Annotated in this window: 26 protein-coding genes and 1 tRNA gene; 17 read left to right on the top strand and 10 right to left on the bottom strand. The window is 27.0% G+C overall.

What is annotated here, in order from left to right:
* Positions 1-2 precede the first annotated feature (2 nt).
* From ACTTAS_RS07105 to ACTTAS_RS07095, 3 genes are read left to right on the top strand one after another with little or no spacing between them, the layout of a single operon-like run.
* Positions 3-419, top strand: coding sequence for a TerB family tellurite resistance protein (locus ACTTAS_RS07105; RefSeq protein WP_440678880.1), 417 nt, complete (start codon positions 3-5; stop codon positions 417-419).
* A complete protein-coding gene (fdxA, locus tag ACTTAS_RS07100) occupies positions 416-742 on the top strand; it encodes a ferredoxin FdxA (RefSeq protein WP_075484280.1) in 327 nt (108 codons plus the stop codon). Before ACTTAS_RS07105 ends, fdxA begins: the two co-directional genes overlap by 4 nt.
* The gene (locus ACTTAS_RS07095; RefSeq protein ID WP_440678879.1) at positions 699-1,604 is read left to right on the top strand and encodes a CarD family transcriptional regulator; all 906 of its coding nucleotides are present in this window, start codon (positions 699-701) and stop codon (positions 1,602-1,604) included. The genes fdxA and ACTTAS_RS07095 overlap by 44 nt, the downstream gene beginning before the upstream one ends.
* A gap of 359 nt (positions 1,605-1,963) precedes the next feature.
* On the opposite strand, the gene ACTTAS_RS07090 is transcribed toward ACTTAS_RS07095, so the two are convergent.
* Both ACTTAS_RS07090 and ACTTAS_RS07085 read right to left on the bottom strand, forming a co-directional pair.
* Positions 1,964-3,661, bottom strand: coding sequence for an AMP-dependent synthetase/ligase (locus ACTTAS_RS07090; RefSeq protein WP_440678878.1), 1,698 nt, complete (start codon positions 3,659-3,661; stop codon positions 1,964-1,966).
* 6 nt (positions 3,662-3,667) lie between these two features.
* A tRNA-Leu gene (locus tag ACTTAS_RS07085) sits at positions 3,668-3,752 on the bottom strand.
* 57 nt (positions 3,753-3,809) lie between these two features.
* On the opposite strand from ACTTAS_RS07085, the gene ACTTAS_RS07080 reads away from it, so the two are divergent.
* The 3 genes from ACTTAS_RS07080 to ACTTAS_RS07070 are packed head-to-tail and all read left to right on the top strand — an operon-like array spanning position 3,810 to position 5,407.
* The gene (locus tag ACTTAS_RS07080) at positions 3,810-4,415 is read left to right on the top strand and encodes a YqaA family protein (RefSeq protein ID WP_440678877.1); all 606 of its coding nucleotides are present in this window, start codon (positions 3,810-3,812) and stop codon (positions 4,413-4,415) included.
* Positions 4,408-4,890 carry a disulfide bond formation protein B gene (locus ACTTAS_RS07075; RefSeq protein ID WP_440678876.1) on the top strand — a complete coding sequence of 161 codons (483 nt, stop codon included), beginning with the start codon at positions 4,408-4,410 and terminating at the stop codon, positions 4,888-4,890. The genes ACTTAS_RS07080 and ACTTAS_RS07075 overlap by 8 nt, the downstream gene beginning before the upstream one ends.
* Entirely contained in the window at positions 4,874-5,407 is a 534-nt protein-coding gene (locus ACTTAS_RS07070) for a demethoxyubiquinone hydroxylase family protein (RefSeq protein WP_262590095.1), read from the top strand. Before ACTTAS_RS07075 ends, ACTTAS_RS07070 begins: the two co-directional genes overlap by 17 nt.
* Here ACTTAS_RS07070 and ACTTAS_RS07065 read toward each other — a convergent pair.
* On the bottom strand, positions 5,404-5,973 hold the full coding sequence (locus ACTTAS_RS07065) for an HNH endonuclease (protein ID WP_262590094.1): 570 nt from the start codon (positions 5,971-5,973) through the stop codon (positions 5,404-5,406). The two genes, ACTTAS_RS07070 and ACTTAS_RS07065, sit on opposite strands and share 4 nt — an antisense overlap.
* 47 nt (positions 5,974-6,020) lie before the next feature.
* The gene (locus tag ACTTAS_RS07060) at positions 6,021-6,671 is read right to left on the bottom strand and encodes an alpha/beta hydrolase (RefSeq protein WP_440655733.1); all 651 of its coding nucleotides are present in this window, start codon (positions 6,669-6,671) and stop codon (positions 6,021-6,023) included.
* 49 nt (positions 6,672-6,720) lie between these two features.
* Between ACTTAS_RS07060 and ACTTAS_RS07055 the strand changes: the two genes are divergently transcribed.
* Entirely contained in the window at positions 6,721-6,924 is a 204-nt protein-coding gene (locus tag ACTTAS_RS07055) for a twin transmembrane helix small protein (RefSeq protein ID WP_262590092.1), read from the top strand.
* Here ACTTAS_RS07055 and ACTTAS_RS07050 read toward each other — a convergent pair.
* On the bottom strand, positions 6,921-7,430 hold the full coding sequence (locus tag ACTTAS_RS07050) for a TlpA family protein disulfide reductase (RefSeq protein ID WP_440633243.1): 510 nt from the start codon (positions 7,428-7,430) through the stop codon (positions 6,921-6,923). The genes ACTTAS_RS07055 and ACTTAS_RS07050 overlap by 4 nt on opposite strands.
* Positions 7,431-7,454: 24 nt before the next feature.
* On the opposite strand from ACTTAS_RS07050, the gene argH reads away from it, so the two are divergent.
* The 4 genes from argH to ACTTAS_RS07030 are packed head-to-tail and all read left to right on the top strand — an operon-like array spanning position 7,455 to position 10,901.
* Positions 7,455-8,846 carry an argininosuccinate lyase gene (gene argH / locus ACTTAS_RS07045; RefSeq protein WP_440678875.1) on the top strand — a complete coding sequence of 464 codons (1,392 nt, stop codon included), beginning with the start codon at positions 7,455-7,457 and terminating at the stop codon, positions 8,844-8,846.
* Positions 8,843-8,974, top strand: a complete 132-nt coding sequence (locus tag ACTTAS_RS07040) for a hypothetical protein (RefSeq protein ID WP_440633241.1) — start codon at positions 8,843-8,845, stop codon at positions 8,972-8,974. Before argH ends, ACTTAS_RS07040 begins: the two co-directional genes overlap by 4 nt.
* A complete protein-coding gene (gene lysA / locus ACTTAS_RS07035; RefSeq protein ID WP_440678874.1) occupies positions 8,974-10,188 on the top strand; it encodes a diaminopimelate decarboxylase in 1,215 nt (404 codons plus the stop codon). The genes ACTTAS_RS07040 and lysA overlap by 1 nt, the downstream gene beginning before the upstream one ends.
* Positions 10,189-10,199: 11 nt before the next feature.
* Positions 10,200-10,901, top strand: a complete 702-nt coding sequence (locus ACTTAS_RS07030) for a lysophospholipid acyltransferase family protein (RefSeq protein ID WP_440678873.1) — start codon at positions 10,200-10,202, stop codon at positions 10,899-10,901.
* Here ACTTAS_RS07030 and dnaN read toward each other — a convergent pair.
* From dnaN to mutM, 4 genes are all read right to left on the bottom strand, one after another.
* On the bottom strand, positions 10,898-12,010 hold the full coding sequence (dnaN, locus tag ACTTAS_RS07025; protein WP_440648217.1) for a DNA polymerase III subunit beta: 1,113 nt from the start codon (positions 12,008-12,010) through the stop codon (positions 10,898-10,900). The genes ACTTAS_RS07030 and dnaN overlap by 4 nt on opposite strands.
* Entirely contained in the window at positions 12,000-13,418 is a 1,419-nt protein-coding gene (gene dnaA / locus ACTTAS_RS07020) for a chromosomal replication initiator protein DnaA (RefSeq protein ID WP_440678872.1), read from the bottom strand. The genes dnaN and dnaA overlap by 11 nt, the downstream gene beginning before the upstream one ends.
* A 316-nt stretch (positions 13,419-13,734) precedes the next feature.
* A complete protein-coding gene (gene rpsT / locus ACTTAS_RS07015; RefSeq protein ID WP_262590084.1) occupies positions 13,735-13,995 on the bottom strand; it encodes a 30S ribosomal protein S20 in 261 nt (86 codons plus the stop codon).
* A gap of 48 nt (positions 13,996-14,043) precedes the next feature.
* The gene (gene mutM / locus ACTTAS_RS07010) at positions 14,044-14,907 is read right to left on the bottom strand and encodes a bifunctional DNA-formamidopyrimidine glycosylase/DNA-(apurinic or apyrimidinic site) lyase (protein WP_440678871.1); all 864 of its coding nucleotides are present in this window, start codon (positions 14,905-14,907) and stop codon (positions 14,044-14,046) included.
* A 29-nt stretch (positions 14,908-14,936) separates the two neighbouring features.
* Between mutM and ubiE the strand changes: the two genes are divergently transcribed.
* Genes ubiE through ACTTAS_RS06980 form a run of 6 tightly spaced genes read left to right on the top strand, consistent with a single transcriptional unit; the run spans position 14,937 to position 20,043 of the window.
* A complete protein-coding gene (gene ubiE, locus ACTTAS_RS07005; protein ID WP_440635127.1) occupies positions 14,937-15,641 on the top strand; it encodes a bifunctional demethylmenaquinone methyltransferase/2-methoxy-6-polyprenyl-1,4-benzoquinol methylase UbiE in 705 nt (234 codons plus the stop codon).
* On the top strand, positions 15,641-17,209 hold the full coding sequence (gene ubiB, locus ACTTAS_RS07000) for a 2-polyprenylphenol 6-hydroxylase (RefSeq protein WP_440678870.1): 1,569 nt from the start codon (positions 15,641-15,643) through the stop codon (positions 17,207-17,209). The genes ubiE and ubiB overlap by 1 nt, the downstream gene beginning before the upstream one ends.
* An 8-nt stretch (positions 17,210-17,217) precedes the next feature.
* A complete protein-coding gene (gene coaBC / locus ACTTAS_RS06995; protein WP_440678869.1) occupies positions 17,218-18,423 on the top strand; it encodes a bifunctional phosphopantothenoylcysteine decarboxylase/phosphopantothenate--cysteine ligase CoaBC in 1,206 nt (401 codons plus the stop codon).
* Positions 18,423-18,860, top strand: coding sequence for a dUTP diphosphatase (dut, locus tag ACTTAS_RS06990; RefSeq protein WP_440678868.1), 438 nt, complete (start codon positions 18,423-18,425; stop codon positions 18,858-18,860). The genes coaBC and dut overlap by 1 nt, the downstream gene beginning before the upstream one ends.
* On the top strand, positions 18,857-19,612 hold the full coding sequence (locus ACTTAS_RS06985) for a HesA/MoeB/ThiF family protein (protein ID WP_440678867.1): 756 nt from the start codon (positions 18,857-18,859) through the stop codon (positions 19,610-19,612). The genes dut and ACTTAS_RS06985 overlap by 4 nt, the downstream gene beginning before the upstream one ends.
* Entirely contained in the window at positions 19,603-20,043 is a 441-nt protein-coding gene (locus ACTTAS_RS06980; RefSeq protein ID WP_440613543.1) for an SH3 domain-containing protein, read from the top strand. The genes ACTTAS_RS06985 and ACTTAS_RS06980 overlap by 10 nt, the downstream gene beginning before the upstream one ends.
* On the opposite strand, the gene ACTTAS_RS06975 is transcribed toward ACTTAS_RS06980, so the two are convergent.
* On the bottom strand, positions 20,040-20,633 hold the full coding sequence (locus tag ACTTAS_RS06975; protein ID WP_440613544.1) for a DUF3501 family protein: 594 nt from the start codon (positions 20,631-20,633) through the stop codon (positions 20,040-20,042). The two genes, ACTTAS_RS06980 and ACTTAS_RS06975, sit on opposite strands and share 4 nt — an antisense overlap.
* Between the last annotated feature and the right edge of the window lie 2 nt (positions 20,634-20,635).

The raw sequence follows: 20,635 nt of genomic DNA, 5'->3' as shown, positions 1-20,635 counted from the left end.
TTATGTTTTTTAAAAAGACAGATAAAAAAGAAGAGAATAATTTTATAGTAAAAGTTTGTGCTTTATTAATTCATGCTGCAAAAATAGATGAAAATTATACTGACAAAGAAGAGGAAATAATTAAAAAAACACTTCTAGAGTTGGGTCTTGAAAGTGAAAAAATCACAAAAACTATACAAGATGCAAAAATTATTGAGGAAAATTCAAACCAAATTTTAGACTTCACAAGAGAAATTAAAAATTTACCTGAAAAAGATAAAATTAAAATAGTGGAAGCTCTTTGGTCAATTATTTATTCTAATGAAGATGCAGATATGTATGAAACAAATCTTATGAGAAGATTAGTGGGACTTTTATACATTGACAGTAAAACTATGGGAGATATTAAGCATAGATTAAAAGAGGAAAGTAAAGAGTGACTTATATTGTAAACGATAATTGTATTAAGTGTAAGCTTACTGATTGTGTAGACGTTTGTCCGGTTGATTGTTTTTATGAAGGTAAAAATATGCTTGTAATTAAACCGGATGAGTGTATAGATTGTGGCGTTTGTGAGCCAGAGTGCCCCGTTGATGCTATAAAAGCAGATACAGAACCTGGAAGCGAAAAATGGTTAGAGATCAATAAAAAATATTCAGAAATCTGGCCAAACATAAGTGAGAAAAAAGATCCCCCTGCGGATCACGAAAAATTTAAAAATGAGCAAAATAAGTACGAAAAGTATTTTAAAGAAAATCTTTAAAGGTAAATCAGATAAAGAAATGACAAAAAAAGTTAAAAAGAAAAAAGTAACTAAAGTTAAAAAAGTTGTAAAAACTAAAACTAAAAAAGTCAAAAAAGTAGTGGTAAAAAAAGCTAAAAAAGTATTAAAAAAAATTCCAAATAAATCTCCTAAAATAAAAAAAGTTTCAAAAACTACTGAAACGCCAGATGAACCGAAAGTAGATAATTTAAGAATATCAAAAACTAATGAGGTTAAACCTGAGATAAAAAAAGTTAAAAAACAAGAAAGCGAAAAAAGAGAATTTAAAATTAAAGATTATGTTGTTTATCCAAAACATGGTGTTGGTCAAATTACAGAATTTAAAAAAATAAATATCGGTGGTATTGATGTTGAAACATACGTTATCAAATTTGAAAAAGATAAAGCTAATGGTATGGTACCCGTTAACAAACAGTCTCACTTAAGACCTTTAGCAACAATCAATCAAGTAAACAAATGTATTTCTATATTAAAAAGTAAGCCAAAAATCAAAAGATCAATGTGGAGTAGAAGAGCACAAGAATATGAGGCGAAAATTTCATCAGGTAAAATTTATGAATTAGCTGAAGTTGTAAGAGATCTAAACAAAGGTGATGACCTTATGGTTGATCAATCTTATAGTGAAAGACAACTTTTTGAAAAAGCTTATGAAAGAATGCAATCAGAATTTCAGATAATTTTAAATTTATCACAAGAAGACACTCAAAAAAAATTAGATAAAGCATTAAAGAGAAATGTTGGTGGACAAACACAAGCTATTAGCGCTACTCCTAAAACTCCGACTGCTGATTTACCTGTCGAAGAACCTATTTCTGAAACCGACGAACCTTTAGACGAATAAAAAAAAACGCCTCTCACACAAAAAGTTATGAGAAGCGTTTTTTGTAAAGAATACTAAGTTACTATTTTCTTCTTTTCTTAGCTTTTTTAGCTTTTTTCTTAGCTTTTTTCTTAGCTTTTTTCTTAGTTTTCTTTGCTGCTTTTTTTCTTTTCTTAGGCATCTTTAGCTCCCTTTTTAGTTTAACGAATCAAATTGATTCGCTGTTAACTTATTTTTATTTTTTTATACAACTTATGTCAAATCATTAATTAAAAGCGAATTTTAAAAAAAATATTTTTTATTTTTTATTTTTTATAAAAAATTTTTTTATTAATTTAGTTAATGTTTATGCGGTAAATAAACTCTTAATTTAAAGAAATTTAATAAAGTTTTTCTATTTCACTTTTATACTTTTCAATAATTTTATATCTTTTTAACTTTAAAGTTGGTGTCATTAATCCATTTTCAATTGTAAATTGTTCTTTAATTACAAAAAACTTTTTAATTTTTTCTATCTTAGATAAGTTTTTATTTATTGTTTCTATTTCTTTTGAAACGTTTTCATCTGATGCATTACTTTCATTATTATTTAAAACTAAAATAGCTATTAAATATGGTTTGTTATCTCCATAAACTAATGCTTGCTCTACAATTTCAATCTTAAGTAAATCATTTTCAATTTTCACAGGAGAAATATTGTCACCACCTGGTGTAATTAAAATATCTTTTTTTCTATCAGTGATTTTTAAATATCCATTTTCAAAATGTCCTATATCTCCAGTATATAACCAGCCATCCTTTAAAACTTTTTCTGTCTCTTCCTTTTTATTCCAATAGCCTAACATAACATTTTCACCTTTAACCAGAATTTCACCATCGTCAGCAATTTTCACTTCATTACCACTAAAAGTAGGACCTACTGTATCTATCCTTATATCTTTTATTGGGTTGCAGCTTACAACTGGAGAAGTTTCAGTTAACCCATAACCTTGCAAAGTCGGTAAACCTATCGAATTTAAAAAAACACCCACTTCTTTATCTAGCGCGCCTCCTCCAGAAATGAATGCTTTTAGAGAACCTCCAAATTGAGCTTTTATTTTTTTTCTAACTATTTTTTCGCAAATTATATTTTGAACTTTTTCAAAAAAAGTAAGTTTTTGATTTGTTAGCACTTTTTCTCCAAGATAAAGCATTTTATTTATTAGAGATTTTTTAAAACCAGTAGCTTTATTAAAAGTCGAATTAATTTTTTGATACAGATTCTGATAAAATCTTGGAACAGCTGTCATAATATCTGGACTACATTCTCCCATATTTTTAATTAACTTATCTATACTTTCTGCATAGTAAACTTCGGCTCCTATTGCTATTTGGACAAACTGAACGGTGTGTTCATAAGAATGCGATAATGGTAACCAAGTTAAGAATTTAGGTTTGTAAGATATTATCTCTTTTAAAAGTGAAATAGAGCCTTCACAATTATTTAAAATCCCTCCATGGCTGAGCATTACTCCCTTGGGGTTACCTTGGGTTCCTGATGTATAAATAATACAAGCTACATCTTTTCTAGAAATTTCTAATTTTAAAAAATCGATCTCTTCACAATCGTTCTTTAGAAAAATATCTTTAATACATATAGTATTTGATTGACTGTCAATTTGATCAAAAGTGATAACCTTTTTTATAAATGGCTTTGTAGAAATTATATTTTTAATTTTATTATATTGAACTTGATCTGAGACAACTATTACTGATGGATTACAATCATCAATTAAATATTCATAATCTCTTTCGGTGTAAGTGGTATAGGCTGGCACGGTAATTCCACCTGCTAACATTATCGCTAAATCAGATATCATCCATTCAGGTCTATTTTCTGAAATTAATAAACATCTATCTTTTTTTTGAATTAAAAATTTAAGCTCGTCGCTTAATTTTAAAATATTCAAATAAGTATCTCTCCAAGAAAATTTATCGTTTGGATTTTTTAAGGATTTAAGAAAAATTTGATCTGCTTTTTCTTTTGTATACTGATTATAAAATAGTTCTAAAAGATTATTATAGTTTTTTATATTCATAAACTTTGGTGGGCGAAGAGAGAATCGAACTCTCACTTCTTGCGAAACACGATTTTGAGTCGTGCGCGTCTACCAGTTCCGCCATTCGCCCATTAAATTAAATTATAATTAAATAGTATAAGAACTAAAATTATATTAAAACCAAAAAATGTTCCAAAGTCTTTATAAAAAGTGTTTAAATTTAGCTGCTCACAAAAGTTCAAATTTGTACTTAGGAATTGTTTCCTTCACTGAAAGTTCGTTTTTTCCTATACCTCCAGATGTAATGATTATTCCTATGGTGATTGCTAAAAAAAAAGAATATTTTAAAATATTTTTAATCGCATCTTTATTTTCAGTTTTAGGAGGAATTTTTGGATATTTACTAGGTTATTTGTTTTATGATTTGGCTATTAATGTAATTGAATTTTATGGTTATGAAAATAAAGTAGAAAATTTGAAGACAAGTTTTTCTCAAGGATCAGGTTTTTTTGCCTGGCTAAGTATTCTTTTTCTAGCAGGATTTACTCCACTTCCCTATAAGGCATTCACTATTGCTAGTGGTGTTGTTGGTTTTAGTTTACCTATATTTATTGTTGTGAGTTTAATCTCGAGAAGTCTCAGATTTTTTATTGTTGCTTATTTATCTTATAAATTTGGTGACTTATTTACTGAATTCATGGAGAAGCATGGTTCAAAATGGTTCACTATAATTGGAATTTTAATAGTTATAGTATTAGGAATTATATTTTTAATTTTTAAATTTAATGCTTAAAAATAAATCATTGTTTCTTAACCTGATTTTATTTGTCAGTTTCGTTGCTTTATTGTCAGCGTTCTTTATTGAATATATTTTGGGTCATCAACCATGCAATCTTTGTATCTTAGAGAGAATTCCATATTTAATTGCAATAGTAATTATACTCTTGAATTATAAATTTTCTCAGTTTGAAAAAATATTTTTGGTTTTATTGGTAATTGTTTTTTTAACAGCTACTATCTTATCAGTTTATCATTTTGGTATTGAACAAGGGTTTATCGAGGAATCTCTAGTTTGTGACCTAAAAAATGGCTCTGAAGTAACATCCAAAGAAGAAATTTTAAAACAATTGCAAGAACAAAAAGTGAGCTGCAAAGATGTAACATTTAAAATTTTTGGATTATCACTTACAACTTACAATATTGTAATTTCTATACTAATTACAATCAATGCATTAAAAATTTATTTAAACTATGCCAAAAGTAAGTAAAAAAAAAATTGAAGAATTTATAAGGGTAGATCATGCTGGTGAGCGTGGAGCAGTTAAAATATATGAGGGTCAATTGTTAGCTTTAAATACATTTGTCAAAGATGAAAATTTGAAAAAAATCATAGAAGATATGAAAATTCATGAAAAGGAACATAGTGAATTCTTTGAAAATGAAATTAAAAAAAGAAACATTGCTCCTACAAAACTTTTGCCACTGTGGGATTTGCTAGGTGTTGGTTTAGGATTTGGTTCTACTTTGTTAGGGAAAAAGGCAGCCATGCTATGCACAGCATCTGTAGAGGAAGTAATTGATGAACACTACTTAAATCAAATTAATCAATTAGATGAAGATGAAAAATTTCTCAAAAACAAAATTACAAAATTTAGAGAAGATGAGCTTAATCATAAAGATATCGCTTATGAAAAAGGTGCAACTAAAAAAGGACCTTATAGTATTTTAGATAAAATAATTAAAACTGGTTCTAAAATTGCAATTAATATTTCTGAAAAAATTTAAGTTTCTAATTCAACATCCCAATACAAATAATCCATCCAACTTTTATGTAAAAAGTTAGGAGGAAAGTTCTTGCCATTTTTATGTAAATCTTCTGTTGAAGGTCTGAATGGATATTGATTTAATTTCATTCCTGAATGTTTTAATAATTTTCCACCTTTTTTTACATTACAAGCTGAACAAGCTGTAACAACATTGTCCCAATTTGTTTCTCCACCTTTAGATCTTGGAAGCAAATGATCAAAAGTAAGTTCCTCATTACTTCCACAGTATTGACAAGAGAATTTATCTCTTAAAAAAACGTTAAATCTAGTAAAACTTGGTTTCGTTTGAGGAACAATATAGTCTTTTAAAGCTATAACACTTGGTAGCTTCATATTAAATGAAGGGCTTCTGATAGTTCTATCGTAATGGCTTACAATTATAACTCTATCAAGAAAAACTGATTTCACAGTATCTTGCCATGACCATAATGATAGTGGGTAATAGCTTAGGGGTCTGTAATCAGCATTAAGAACTAATGCAGGACATTTTTCTAATGATACATCTTGTTCAATAAAGTTGTTCACATTAAAACATTAACTTAGTTTAGCATCATAATCAATATGATCAGATGTTAAATTTTTTTTAAAATATAATTTAATGCTGTACTTGATGCCTCGATAGGAATGTGATGGTCGCAATTTTTTATTAATAAAGTTTCAACAGGAATATTATTTCGAATTAAAAAATCTTTAGCTTCAAGTAAATGTGTTGATGGAACAATTTGGTCGACATCACCATGTATTAGTAATGTATCTGTGCTATTTTTGATTCTATCTTTCAAATTAATTTGATCTATTATTTTCCCTGAAAATCCTACGACACATAAAAATTTTTCATTTGAGGTAAGACCAACATTCAAAGACATCATGCAGCCCTGGCTAAAGCCTGATAAACAAATTTGTTGATTTGATAAGTTGTATTCAATTTTAACTTCCTCAATAAATTTTTTAATAACATTTTCAGCTTTAATTGACTCTTCAAGAATATAAGACTGATCTTCTTTGGTTAAATCAAACCATTGATATCCTGATGGATTAATTGCACACTTTTCATGTCCATTAGGACAAATAAAAATAGTGTTTGGCAGATGTCTTTTCCAATTTAAAGTTAACATACTTATGTCTTTTCCATCTCCACCATACCCATGAAGTAAAATTATCGCATTCTTAATTTCTGTTCCTTCTTCTGGCTTGATGATGATTGAATTAAGGCAAAATGTCATAGATGATTTATTATGTTTTTTATTTTTAAAAACACACTACAATAATAATATGTTTTCTGGAATATTAGTTAAAATTTTATCTATAGCTCTTTTAATAGCTGTTGGAATAGTTTTGGTTTTGGGTATTGGTACTTTATTTAAAGGTGGAGAAACAAGTAAAAAATATTCAAATAAACTAATGCAGCTTAGAGTTCTACTGCAATTTGTGGCTATACTTGTTTTGGTAGCTTTCGCATATTTTTTTAAAAACTAATTATATTTCTCAATCCACTTTAAAAAATCTTTGTCATTAAAGTCTATGTCACCAAGAACCCTTGCAAATTCCTCACCTTCTTTATTTATAAATATTGATGTTGGAACTCCTCTTAGAGAAAATGTTTTAGCTAAAGTTACTTCTGGATCAAAAAAAGGTTCCAAATTTTTTAAGTCTAATTTCGCAAAAAATTCTTCAACTTTATTTAGTTTTTCTTTCCCAATATTAATAGGAAAAACTTTTAAATTATTAAGTGATGAATTTGCTTGCATATTGTCTAATGAAGGCATCTCTTCTTTGCACGGAGGACACCAAGTAGCCCAAAAATTTAAAACTAACAATTTTCCTTTGAAATCATTAATTTTAATTTTTTCATTTTTCTTATTTAAAAAAAATACATTTTCATACGTTTTTGGAACTTTATGAATAACAATATTTTTAATGTTCGGTAAATCACTAGCTTCTGCAGTTGTAATTAAAAAAATAAATAATGCTAAAATTCTCATATTAATTAGGTATAACTAAATATCATGGCAAAAAATAAAAACAACCAAGCAATATGGAACACGCGAATACAAAAGGAAGCGTCAAACTTATTTCAAAAAGTTGGTAATTCTATTGATATAGACAAGAGACTTTATAAAGAAGACATCCAAGGATCCATTGCACACGTTGAAATGCTTTTTAGACAAAAGATAATTTCCTTTAAAATAAAAAATAAAATTATTTATGGTCTAAATAAAATTTATAAAGAAATAACTTACAAAAAATTTGAATTTAATAAAAAATATGAAGACATTCATATGAATATTGAGAAAAGATTATTTCAAATAATTGGTGATGAAGCTGGATACATTCATACAGCTAGATCAAGAAATGATCAGGTAATAACTGATTTTAAAATTTGGATTAAAACTGCAACAAAAGATATTAATAATAATATAGATAAAGTAATCAAAAGCACAATTAAACTGGCTGAAAAAAATATAGAGACTATCATGCCAGGGTTTACTCATCTTAAAAATGCTCAAGCTATATCATTTGGCCATTATTTAATGGCTTATGTAGAAATGTTTACTAGAGATAAAAAAAGATTTTTAAACAATTTAAATTGTTTAGATGAAAGTCCATTAGGTGTAGCAGCTCTATCAGGCACTTCGTTTAATATAGATAGAAATTTTACATCTAAAAAACTTGGATTTAAAAGACCAACTAATAATTCAATAGATACAGTTTCGGATAGAGACTTTGTACTAGATTTTCTTTACGCTATTTCAGTATGTTCAATGCATATTTCCAGAATTGCAGAGGAATTAATTATATGGAATTCAGATGGATTTAACTTAATTAACTTATCAGATAAAGTTGTTACAGGCTCTTCGATTATGCCTCAAAAAAAGAATCCTGATCTCTTAGAATATCTAAGAGGAAAAACTGGTACTTCTTACGGAAATTTTTTTTCTATGTTAACGATACTAAAAGGCTTGCCACTATCCTACTTTAAAGATTTACAGGATGATAAGGAATTGGTTTTTAATTCTAATGATACTTTAATAAATTGCTTAAAAATATTTGATGAAGTTTTAAAAAATTGCAGTGCAAATAAAAAGAAGATGCTTGAACTTGCAAATACAGGTCATATTACAGCAACAGATCTAGCTGATTATTTAGTTAGAGAACACAACATGTCATTTAGAAAGGCATATCAAAAAACAGCTGCTATTGTTAACATAGCTGAAAAAAGAAAGAAAAATTTAAACGAATTAAGTTTAAATGAACTTAAAAAAATTGAGCCAAAATTGACAGAAAAGGTTTTAGAAATTTTCAATTTAAAAAACTCTATAAATTCAAAAAAATCATTTGGGGGAACTTCTTTTGAAAATATTAAAAAAATGATAACTAAATATAAAAAATTAAAATGATAAAAAAAATCACATTTATGTTAGTTATGTTGCTACTGTTATTTTCATGTGGCAAGAAAGGTGACCCTGTATACAAAGAGGACAAAAAACAAGTTTATTTAAATCTATTCTCTAAAAATAGAGTGTAATGAAATACATAAATAAAAAATTATCTATTGATAAAGTTAACTTTTTAAAAATTGCAAAAAAATATGGTACTCCAACATATTGCTATTCTTACTCAAGGTTAAAAAAAAATATTTTAAATTTTAAAAAAAATTTTAAATCAATATCACCATTGATATGTTTTGCAGTTAAATCAAATACCAATGTAAATTTAATAAATGAGATATCAAAATTTGGTTTTGGAGCTGATGTAGTATCTGTTGGTGAAATGATGATGGCTCTTAAAGCAGGTATTAGTCCAAAAAAAATTGTCTTTTCAGGAGTTGGTAAAACTACAAATGAAATAAGTTACGCAATAGATAAAAAAATTTTACTAATAAACGCAGAATCGAAAAGTGAAGTAGTGGAAATAAATAGAGTGGCTAGACAAAAAAATAAAATTGTAAAAATTGGTTTAAGATTAAATCCTAATACTGATGCAAAAACATTAAGCCAAATTTCGACTGGTAAAAAGGAGAATAAGTTTGGTGTAAATGAAAAAACATTTTATGAAATAATTGAATATTGCAAAAGTTCACAAAATATAGATCTTAATTGCCTAAGTGTTCATATTGGAAGCCAAATTTTAGATCATAAGCCTTATGAAAAGATGCTTAAAGTAGTCGATAATATTTTAAAGAAAACATCTCATACATTTGAATACATCGATTTAGGTGGTGGTATGGGAATTTCTTATTCAGATAAAAATAAAAAACTTAATTATAAAAAATATAATTTAGCTATTAAAAAATTTTTAAAAAATAAAAAATGTAAAATTATATTTGAACCAGGAAGATCTATAATAGGAAATTCTGGAACATTGATTACAAAAGTAATTTATATAAAAGACAGTGAAAGTAAAAAATTCATTATATTAGATGCAGCAATGAATGATTTAATGAGACCAGCATTATATGGTGCAATTCACAAAACTTTACCTGTTATTAAATCCGGAAAAGTTTCTAAAAAAACTTATGAATTTGTAGGACCTATATGTGAAACTACAGACAAGTTTGTAACTGTTAAAAACTTTCAGGAACTTCAAGAAAAAGACTATGTTGCAATATGTGATGTTGGTGCTTACGGAATGTCACTAAGTTCAAATTATAACTTAAGAACAAAACCATTAGAAATATTAATTAAAAACAACAAAATAAAAATAATTAGAAAAAGACAAAAGCATAAAGATTTAATTTAGCTTTTGAGACAATGATAAGAAACATTTTATTTTCAATAATTTTTTTTACTGGAATTATTTTTATTTCTATAATTTTTTTACCTTCTTTTTTCCTACCAAGAAAAATAGTTTTAATTGGTGGCAAATTAATGGGCTATTGGACTAGTGTTTGCTTAAGGTTTATCCTTTCAGTAAAAATCCTTATCAAAGGTGAAGAAAATATAATCAAAGAGGATAAATTTTTTATTGCCGCATCTCATCAATCAATGTTTGAAACTTTTTATTTGCAAACTATTTTTAATTCACCAGTTTTTATTTTAAAAAAAGAGCTTCTCCAAATTCCAATATTTGGTTGGTATTTAAAAAAAATAGGATCAATTTCAATAAATAGAAATAAAACAACTAAAGATAATTTGGGTTTTTTTAATGATATTTCAAAAACAATATCACAATCAAATCGTCCATTAATTATTTTTCCTCAAGGTACCAGGGTATTACCTGATGATAGAACTCCATTTAAAAAAGGAGCCTCAAGGATATATGAAGAATTAAAAATAAATTGTTTACCAGTAGCCATAAACTCTGGTTACGTATGGCCAAAAAAAGGTGGAAAAAATAGTAATAGAACAATTACTATATCAATATTAAAACCTATTTCAGCTGGACTAGAAAAAAATGAATTTTTAAAAACTCTAGAAAAAAATATCTATCAAGAATTAGATTTAATAAATTAACCCTTCATTGGCATCACAACATAAATACTGTCAAAATCGCCTGGATCTTTTATTAAAGCTGGTGAACCCGTATCATTAAAGAAGATTTCGACTCTATCACCATCTAACTGTGAAGCTACATCAATCAAATATCTGGAGTTAAAACTTATTTCTAAGTCATGATCAAATTTAACATTTAATGTTTCTTTTCCGTCTCCACTATTAGTATTATTTACCGAAAGGTTAAGAGTATCATTTGATAAATTAAATTTTACACCATCTTTTTTATCCAGAGATACAGAAGCCACTCTATCAACTGAGTTTAAGAAAAGTTTTAAATCAATTTCTAATTTTTTTTGATTATTTTTAGGTATTACTTGAATATAATTCGGGAATTTTCCATCGATAAGTTTTGAAATTAAAATACTATTATTCAGTTCAAACTTAATTTTTGACTTTAGATTTGATACTTTTACATCACCATCATAACTATCTAACAGTGAACAAAGTTGAAAAATTGTTTTTTTAGGAAGTATAATAGGGTCAAATTCAATTTTTTCATCTAGCCTGATTTTTGAAATCGACATTCTATGACTGTCTGTAGCAACAGCTGTTAAATAATTTTTATCTTCAACTTCGGTTTGGTGAAAATAAATACCACTTAAATAATGTCGAGTTTCATCATTTGAAACAGAAAACTTACATTTATTTAGAAGCTTCAATAATTGTTTTGATTTTATAATAAATTCATTTTCATTAAAATTTTCATCAGTCAATGGGAACTCTGTAGCACTAATACAATTCAAATTAAAAATGGATTTTTCCGATTCTACTTGTAATTTACTTACATCGGTAAGAGTAAGGTTAATTTTTTTTCCTGATGTTAATTTTCTGATTATGTCATACATAATTGACGAGGTTGTTGTTGTTTTTCCTTCTTCTAGAATTTCAACATTATTTAGCTGGTGTATAAAAATTAAATCAAGATCTGTAGCAGTAATTGTTAATTTAGAATTACTAGCATCTAATAAAATATTAGATAAAATTGGTAACGTGCTTCTCTTTTCAATTACACCCTGACAATAATTTAGTGCTTGCTGAAGGTCTTGTTGGTTGACGTTAAATTTCATTTTCTTTGTTATTGTATAATATCTGATTTTTAAGTTTATTGATATTATCTACCATTTCTGGATCTTTTTCTTTGATTTTCTCAATTGTTTTAACAGAATGGATAATTGTTGTGTGATCTCTATTCGAGAATTCTCTACCTATTTCTGGTAATGATTTTGAAGTTAAAATTTTAGTTAAATAAATTGCTGTCTGTCGAGGTCTTACAAGATATCTTGATCTTCTTGAAGAAAGCATTTCATTTTTGCTTATCTTAAAAAACTTACACACAATAGTCTGTATTAAGTCAATTGTTACTTTGTTTTCTGAGATATTTAAAAGATCTTTTAATACCACTTTAGTTTCAGTTAAATTTGGAACTTTGTTATAAATTCTTGAAAAAGATACTATTCGATTAACTGCTCCAACTAATTCTCTAACACTTCCTGAGATCTCATTACTGATAAAATCTTGTATATCTTTTGATACTTGAAGCTGATCTGAATATAAATTGTTTAATTCTTCTGTTTTTTTTTGAACTATTTTTTTTCGTAATTCTAAATCAGGTTTTTGAATGTCAACAACCAATCCACCTGAAAATCTAGATTTAATTCTCTCTTGAATACGCATTAATTTATTAGGTGCTCTATCAGCAGATACTATAATTTGCGATCCTTTATCTAACAAAGCATTGAATGTATGAAAAAATTCTTCCTGCATTGCTTCTTTGCCGCTAATAAACTGGATGTCATCTATTAATAAAATATCAGTATTTCTAAAATATTCTTTAAACTTAACCATATCATTTGATTTAATTGATTTTACAAACTGATACATGAAACGTTCAGCTGAAATGAACATCACTTTATTTTTTTTCTTCATCTCATAACCAATAGAATTTAATAAGTGAGTTTTCCCCATTCCTACACCACCATAAATATAGAGTGGATTATAATGAGAGATAGTTTCTGTAACCTTTAAAGAAGCTTCATATGCAAGTTTATTGCTTGATCCAGTTATAAAGTTATCAAATCGTTTATTTGGATCTATTCGGTTATACTGAAGGTACGAGTCTTTTATAAATGAAACATTTTCATTTTGGGTATTTTCAATATTTGTTGTGTCTTTTAAATCCTTATCAACTTTTTGATCAATAATTTTAAATTCAATTCTAATTATATCTTTTTTATATAATTTAATTATTTTCAGAATTTGGTCTAAATACCTCGAAGTAATCCAGTCTCTGATAAATCTAGTTGGAACAGATAAAAGTAAATAATTATTATGCTCCTCAAGAAATGATATTTTTTTTAACCAACTTTCATAAATTTCCAAACCTAATTTATTCTTCATTTCAGATTGAATTTGTTGCCAATCGATCTCCTCTGAAACAAAATTATTAATATTTTTATTTGTAAAAGATTTATTCATAACTTAAGGGAAGATCTCAGTTAGAACGATTTAAAAAATTTTGCAACAAGTATTAAATTTAAAATTAAAAAAAAATTAAATCTGCAATTGTAAAATTTATTGTCACAATCATTTTTTTTTATGGACATAAATTTTTAAATTAGTTTTAAATTTTCTTAAAAATAAAATTTTTGATTGAATCAAATACAGATTGAATCAAACATTGATTGTATTGTGTGAGATCAAAGATTTACTAAATCTAAATATGGTAATTTGAAAATATTTAGATCTTATATAATGTGTGTGTGAAATTTATCTTCGAAACAACTTAAGGTTTTTAAATTGCTGCAATCTTTTTAGTTATTCTTGAAACGTTTCTTGATGCATTTTGTTTTTTAATTACACCAGTCTTTGCAATTTTCATCAACTCAGAGTTTAATTTAGGTAAGAATTTTAACGCTTCATCTTTCTTTTTAGTATCAATTAAAGCGTTCATTTTCTTTAATGCATTTCTAAATCTACTTTTTCTAGCTTTATTTACTGCTGTTTGCTTAGAAATACGTCTTATACGTTTAATAGCTGATTTTGTATTTGCCATGCGCAGGGGTATAGCTTGAGAACTGAAAACGGTCAACTAAATATTTGGCTAATTTTGGCAGGAATTACAAAAAAAAGTAGATCTATTTGATACAATTTTTTTCTGTATAGTATCGGTACATCCTATAGTTTTACATCTTAATCCTTCTTGCTGATATACTTTAAATTCTTTTTGATAGTTTCCAGAAGATCCCAAGGTATCCTTAAAATCTCTAATACTTGAACCACCTTTTTTAATTGCTCTTAATAAAATTTTTTTTGAATAGTAAATAATTTTTTTACATTCTTCTCTAGTTAACAAATTTGCTTTTTTAAATGGATAAATCTTACTTAGAAATAAAATTTCACTTGCATAAATATTCCCAATTCCAGAAACAAATTTTTGATCTAATAAAAATGTTTTAATATTTTTATTCTTTCCTTTGAAGTAATTAAAAACATAATTCAAATTAAAATTTAAATTGAATGGTTCTGGTCCCAAATATTTAAATCTATTTTCTAATTTTTCACTATTTTCTACTAACTCAAAAAAACCAAATCTTCTTGGGTCATTATAAATTACTTTCAAAGAATTAAATATTAATTCAATATGATTATGTTTTTTTGGTAATATAGGAGAATGATAAAAACTAGCATTAGTAAATTTTAATTTTTTTTTACTATCAATGATGTGTATGGTTCCAGACATACCCAAATGTATCAAACAAAACTCTCCACTTTTAAAATTCAATATTAAATACTTGGAAAATCTATCTACTTTAATAATTTTTTTATTCATTAAAAAAGAACTAAAATTTTTTGGAAGTGGAAACCTAAGATTTTTATTTCTAATAATTACTTTTTTAATACTTTTTTGTTTAATTTTTTTGTCTAAAGATTGTCTAACAATTTCTACTTCTGGTAATTCTGGCATTTCTCACTATATTCAATATATATTTTTTTATGCAACAATATCTTCAAAATAAAAAAGGCCTTGTGGAAGGTGTTTTTGATCAAGTTTATAGTAAATACGACTTGATGAATGATTTCATGTCACTGGGCATTCATAGATTTTGGAAAAAAAGTCTAATCAATATAATGAAACCATCTCCAAATAGAAAGTTAATAGATGTTGCTTGTGGAACTGGAGATATCGGTAAATTATTTTTGAATAGTACAAATCAAATGTCAGAAGTCACTTGTGTAGATCCAAATAAAGGTATGATTAGTCAAGGCAAACAAAAATTATCTAATTATAAAAATATAAAATGGATCAATGCAGCTGCTGAGAAGCTTCCACTTCAAGACAACGAATTTGATTATTACACAATAAGTTTTGGTCTTAGAAATACAAAGAATTTAGATAAAGCCCTATCCGAAGCTTATAGGGTATTAAAACCAGGTGGAAGATTTTTATGTTTAGAATTTTCAAAAATTCAAAACTCTAACCTAGATTTTGTTTATAAAAACTATTCAAAAATAATTCCTCATATTGGTCAATTTATTGTTGGCGATAAAAAACCATATGAATATTTAGTAAAAAGTATTGAAGAATTTATTAATCAGGAAGAATTAATTGACTTAATGAAAAAGCATAATTTTACAAAATGTAATTATAGGAACTTTTCAGGTGGTATAGTTTCTATCCATAGTGGTTGGAAAATATAATGCTAAGAAAATTAATTACTTTATTTAAATTAGGAAGAAAGATTGCAAAATCTGATATTTTAGATATTGCCTCTAAATTTAAAAAACCACCGGTCGCGATTACAATTTTATTTCAGCTATTAGCAATATCTTTTGAAAAAAAAGAATTGAGTAATCATGCCCAAGATGATGGTGAAAGACTTTCAAAATCATTAGAGTCGATGGGTACAACTTTTATAAAATTAGGTCAATTTTTAGCTACTAGACCTGATATTATAGGAGAAGAACTTTCTACAAAGCTGGAAAAATTACAAGATCGTGTACCACCATTTTCTATTAATCAGGCAAAAGAAATAATTAAAAATGATTTAGGCAATGATGCTTACAATTCTATTATTGATTTAAGTGAGCCAGTTGCTGCTGCATCAATAGCACAAGTTCATAAAGCTAAAATAAATGACAATGGTACAATTAAAGATGTAGCAATAAAAATTATAAGACCAGACATAAAAAAAATATTTAATGAAGAAATTGATGCGATGATGCTATTTGCATTTATCATTGAGTCGTTTTTAAAAAAAACTAAAAGATTAAAACTTGTGGAAGTTGTTTTTTTGTTGAAAGAAATAACTAACCTAGAAATGGATTTAAGGTTTGAGGCAGCAGCCGCAAATGAATATGCAGAAAATACAAAAAATGATGCTGGATTTAAGGTTCCTGAAATATATTGGAACTTTACTAGTGAGAATGTAATGACATTAGATTGGATAGATGGAGTATCTATTCGTGAAACAGAAGAGCTGAAAAAAAGAAATTTAAATACTAATAAAATTGCTGAGGATATTATCCAACATTTTTTAAGACATGCAGTAAGGGATGGTTTTTTTCATGCTGATATGCACCAAGGAAATATATTTATTGATGAGAATGGTCTAATAGCTCCAATAGATTTTGGCATAATGGGTAGATTAGACAAAATGAGTAAACGTTTTTTAGCTGAAATTTTATTTGGATTTATACAAAGAGATTATAAAAAAGTTGCTGAGGTTCACTTGGTAGCAGGATTAGTCCCTAAAAATGTGCCAATAGATGATCTTGCACAAGCATTAAGGTCAATAGGAGAGCCAATATTTGGTCAAGAGGTTAAAGATATTTCAGGTGGAAAATTATTAAAACAGCTTTTTGATGTTACAGAAAAATTCAATATGCAAACTCAACCTCAATTGTTGATGTTACAAAAAACAATGGTTGTAGTTGAGGGTGTTGCAAGAAAATTAAATCCTAACACTAATATTTGGACAACCTCTAAACCAGTTCTTGAAAGTTGGTTAAGAGAAACAAAAGATCCCATAAATAATTTTAACGAAACACTTAAAAATAGTACTGAAGTAATTAAAAGATTACCTGAGTTACCTGAAATCATGGACAAAGCAAATCAAGCTCTAACATTTTTAGCTAGCGGACAAATTCCTCAAAACTCCAATTCTTATACAGCTTTAAACGATAAAAAATCTGAAATGATAGCATTTAGAAACCAATCTATTATTGGTTTATTACTTCTTGTAATTTTTGGTCTTATAGTATTTTAATTCTGCAAATGAAAAATCTTAATAACAAAAAAATTCTTTTTATTATTTGTGGTGGTATTTCAGCTTATAAAAGTCTTGAAACGATTAGATTATTAAAAAAAAATGGTGCAGAAATAAAAACTATACTTACTTCTAGTGCTAAAGAATTTGTAACTCCATTATCAGTAGCATCATTATCTCAAGGTAAAGTTTATAGTGATTTGTTTAGCTTAGAAAACGAAACTGAAATGGATCACATTTCACTTTCTAGATGGGCAGACGTAGTTATCGTTGCACCAACTACAGCAAATACAATTTCAAAATTAGCACTAGGTACTACAGATGATTTGGCTTCTACTGTAATACTTGCTTCAAATAAACAAATTTATTTAGCACCAGCGATGAATGTTAGAATGTGGGAACATAAATCTACAAAAACTAATTTAAAAAAATTAAAAGATTTTGGTTATAAGTTTATTGGTCCAGAAACAGGAGATATGGCATGCGGGGAATACGGAGAAGGTAAGATGTCAGAACCATTAAAAATTGCAGATGAGTTAAACCAATTTTTTTTAAACCAAAGTCAAAATAAAAAATTTAAAGCTTTAGTTACTGCGGGTCCAACAAATGAGTATATCGACCCTGTGCGTTTTATAACAAATAAATCAAGTGGCAAACAAGGATATGAACTAGCTAAATGTCTATCGAAAAAAGGTTTTGATACAACACTGATTTCAGGACCAACTAATCTAGAAGTAGAAAAAGATATTAAACTCATTAAAGTTGAAACAGCGGATGAAATGTTTGCTGCTACACAAGAGAATTTACCTGTAGATGTAGCAATTTTTTCAGCAGCAGTATCAGACTTTAAAGTAAAAAATAAATCTCAAACAAAAATAAAAAAAGAGGAAGCATTAAATTTAAATTTAGAAAAAAATATTGATATTTTAAATTACATATCAAATCATAATTCTATGAGACCTGAAATTGTGATTGGTTTTGCAGCAGAAACAAACGAAGTTTTAAAAAATGCAGAAGAAAAATTAAATAAAAAGAATTGTGATTGGATAATTGCTAATGATGTTTCTAAAAAAAATATTGGATTTAACTCTGATTATAATGAAGTTGTAATCCACTACAGAAATAAATATTTAAAAAGTGAAGTCCTACCATACAAAAGAAAATCTGAAATTTCTGAAGAAATAGTTGATAGAATAATTGATCAATTAAATTAATGGCAAAAATCCTTGTTAAAAAATTAGATCCTTCAATAGAGCTACCTGCCTACAAAACAGAAGGGGCTTCGGGAATGGATCTTATGGCATTTATAAAAGAACCTATTATACTTAAATCCCAAAATTCTTGTTTAGTTCCAACTGGAATTGCCGTTGCTTTTTCAAATGAATTTGAAATTCAAATACGACCTAGATCAGGTTTAGCAGCAAAAAATAATATTAGTGTTTTAAATACACCAGGAACAATAGATAGTGATTACAGGGGTGAGATAAAAGTAATACTTTACAATCATGGAAAAGAAGATTTTTTAATAAACAATAAAGACAGAATAGCTCAAATGGTTCTCGCACCAGTGATAAAAATAAATTTTGAAGAAACAGATGAGCTTCCAGAAACAATTAGAGGCGAAGGCGGATTTGGCTCAACAGGAAGATGAGCAAAAAATTAAACAAAAAACAAATCGAACGTTTTTCAAGACAGATCATATTAAAAAATATTGGTATTTTAGGTCAAAATAAAATTACAAATGCAAAAGTATTAATAATAGGCATGGGTGGTCTTGGGTGCCCAGTAGCAGAATTCTTGACTAGGTCAGGGGTTGGCTCATTAGGAATTGTAGATCACGATCGAATAAGCCTTTCAAATATTCATAGGCAGAGTTTATTCAATGAGAAAGATTTAAATCAATTAAAAATCAAAATAGCTAAAAAAAAATTAAACAACATTAATTCTTTAACAAAAATAAAAATTTTTAATTACAAATTAAATAAATCTAATTTTCAAAAAATTATTAAAGATTACGATTATATTGTTGATGGAACTGATAATTTTGAAAGTAAATTTCTAATTAATGATTTAAGTTTAAAGTATAAAAAGTTTTTGGTAACTGGTGCTATAAGTAAATTTGATGGTCATATCTTTACATTTAATTTCAAAAATAAAAAGGAACCATGCCTTCGATGTTTTTATCAAGAGGAAAAAATATCAGATGAAATACTCAATTGTGAATATGAAGGAATCCTGGGAACTGTAGCGGGAATAGTTGGCACGATGCAAGCTAATGAAATTTTAAAAAATATTTTAAATATAGGCCAAAGTTTAAATAATTATATTTTAATTATTGATTTATTAAATTTAAATTTTAGAAAAGCAAAAATTAAAAAAAGAAAAAACTGTCTATGCAATTAATTATAAGAATAATTTTAATTTTTATCTTATCAATTTCAATAAGTTCAGCTGATGAAATATTTGTTTCTTTAAAAAAAAATAAAGTAAACGTTAGGTACGGTCCAAGTTTTGATTCAGATGTGAAATATGTTTACAAAAAAATTAACCTTCCTTTAAAACAAATAGATAAAAAAGAAAACTTTAGAAGAATTATAGACCTTAAAAACAATGGTGGGTGGATACACATATCTCAATTAAAAAAAAATAATTCTGCAATAGCAACAAAAGATAAAATTTTATTTAAAAACCCTACATCTTTTGCAAAACCAATAGCTCTTATTAAGGAAGGTAGGTTATTAATATTAGAAAAGTGTGAACAAGAATGGTGTCAGATAACATCTGGAAAATTTCAAGGTTGGGTTAAAACAGATAATATCTGGGGATTTAATTAACTAAAATCAGCAGCAAGTGACTTTTTGTTCTCTAAAGACAGCTTGGTAGTATGGGAATATTCTTTATGATCTATTCCTATTTCAACTTCAATTTCTTCAGATTTAAATTTAGCTATTTGGTCATCTGAAAAATTAAAATGAATAAATTGAACTGAAGAAGCTTTTCCTTCAGCTGATGTTCTATCAACATCTTCCTCTGGTATAGCTTTTATTTTTTCTCCATTAATTTTCATAAACACTGTTTCTTCTATTCCACCCACTTTTCCTAGGAAAGCTGCACGTGATATAGGATTGTCTATTTCAAACATCAAAGTAGCTGTTAATTCTTTACCATTTGGTATTAGAGGATTGTATGCTGACAACTCATCTTTAAGTTGTTCATCTCCACCTTTTTCAATATATAACATTTCTTGAACTTGAGCTAACATTGTCTCGTAACTTTCAAAATAAAAAGTTGCATAAGGACCTAATGCAATTCTTCTATTTTTTTTAAAATCAACAATATTTTTTCTCAGTTCTCTTCTATTTTTTGTGTAGACATCCAATGGCATGATGTCTTCTTTTTGTATCTCTCTTTTTTCTCTTGGCATAA

The sequence above is a fragment of the Candidatus Pelagibacter sp. HIMB1611 genome (assembly GCF_052047715.1).
In the GTDB taxonomy this organism is placed as follows: Bacteria; Pseudomonadota; Alphaproteobacteria; order Pelagibacterales; family Pelagibacteraceae; genus Pelagibacter.
The sequence above is the reverse complement of the archived record's forward strand: the minus strand, read 5'-3'. Positions and strand labels throughout refer to the sequence as shown.

Bases quoted from the DNA above. Each gene is read 5' to 3' on its own strand.
- ACTTAS_RS07105 (WP_440678880.1), top strand. From the start codon at position 3: ATGTTTTTTAAAAAGACAGATAAAAAAGAAGAGAATAATTTTATAGTA.
- ACTTAS_RS07095 (WP_440678879.1), top strand. From the start codon at position 699: ATGAGCAAAATAAGTACGAAAAGTATTTTAAAGAAAATCTTTAAAGGT.
- ACTTAS_RS07090 (WP_440678878.1), bottom strand. From the start codon at position 3,661: ATGAATATAAAAAACTATAATAATCTTTTAGAACTATTTTATAATCAG.
- ACTTAS_RS07080 (WP_440678877.1), top strand. From the start codon at position 3,810: ATGTTCCAAAGTCTTTATAAAAAGTGTTTAAATTTAGCTGCTCACAAA.
- ACTTAS_RS07075 (WP_440678876.1), top strand. From the start codon at position 4,408: ATGCTTAAAAATAAATCATTGTTTCTTAACCTGATTTTATTTGTCAGT.
- ACTTAS_RS07070 (WP_262590095.1), top strand. From the start codon at position 4,874: ATGCCAAAAGTAAGTAAAAAAAAAATTGAAGAATTTATAAGGGTAGAT.
- ACTTAS_RS07060 (WP_440655733.1), bottom strand. From the start codon at position 6,671: ATGACATTTTGCCTTAATTCAATCATCATCAAGCCAGAAGAAGGAACA.
- ACTTAS_RS07055 (WP_262590092.1), top strand. From the start codon at position 6,721: ATGTTTTCTGGAATATTAGTTAAAATTTTATCTATAGCTCTTTTAATA.
- ACTTAS_RS07050 (WP_440633243.1), bottom strand. From the start codon at position 7,430: ATGAGAATTTTAGCATTATTTATTTTTTTAATTACAACTGCAGAAGCT.
- argH (WP_440678875.1), top strand. From the start codon at position 7,455: ATGGCAAAAAATAAAAACAACCAAGCAATATGGAACACGCGAATACAA.
- ACTTAS_RS07040 (WP_440633241.1), top strand. From the start codon at position 8,843: ATGATAAAAAAAATCACATTTATGTTAGTTATGTTGCTACTGTTATTT.
- lysA (WP_440678874.1), top strand. From the start codon at position 8,974: ATGAAATACATAAATAAAAAATTATCTATTGATAAAGTTAACTTTTTA.
- ACTTAS_RS07030 (WP_440678873.1), top strand. From the start codon at position 10,200: ATGATAAGAAACATTTTATTTTCAATAATTTTTTTTACTGGAATTATT.
- dnaN (WP_440648217.1), bottom strand. From the start codon at position 12,010: ATGAAATTTAACGTCAACCAACAAGACCTTCAGCAAGCACTAAATTAT.
- dnaA (WP_440678872.1), bottom strand. From the start codon at position 13,418: ATGAATAAATCTTTTACAAATAAAAATATTAATAATTTTGTTTCAGAG.
- rpsT (WP_262590084.1), bottom strand. From the start codon at position 13,995: ATGGCAAATACAAAATCAGCTATTAAACGTATAAGACGTATTTCTAAG.
- mutM (WP_440678871.1), bottom strand. From the start codon at position 14,907: ATGCCAGAATTACCAGAAGTAGAAATTGTTAGACAATCTTTAGACAAA.
- ubiE (WP_440635127.1), top strand. From the start codon at position 14,937: ATGCAACAATATCTTCAAAATAAAAAAGGCCTTGTGGAAGGTGTTTTT.
- ubiB (WP_440678870.1), top strand. From the start codon at position 15,641: ATGCTAAGAAAATTAATTACTTTATTTAAATTAGGAAGAAAGATTGCA.
- coaBC (WP_440678869.1), top strand. From the start codon at position 17,218: ATGAAAAATCTTAATAACAAAAAAATTCTTTTTATTATTTGTGGTGGT.
- dut (WP_440678868.1), top strand. From the start codon at position 18,423: ATGGCAAAAATCCTTGTTAAAAAATTAGATCCTTCAATAGAGCTACCT.
- ACTTAS_RS06985 (WP_440678867.1), top strand. From the start codon at position 18,857: ATGAGCAAAAAATTAAACAAAAAACAAATCGAACGTTTTTCAAGACAG.
- ACTTAS_RS06980 (WP_440613543.1), top strand. From the start codon at position 19,603: ATGCAATTAATTATAAGAATAATTTTAATTTTTATCTTATCAATTTCA.
- ACTTAS_RS06975 (WP_440613544.1), bottom strand. From the start codon at position 20,633: ATGCCAAGAGAAAAAAGAGAGATACAAAAAGAAGACATCATGCCATTG.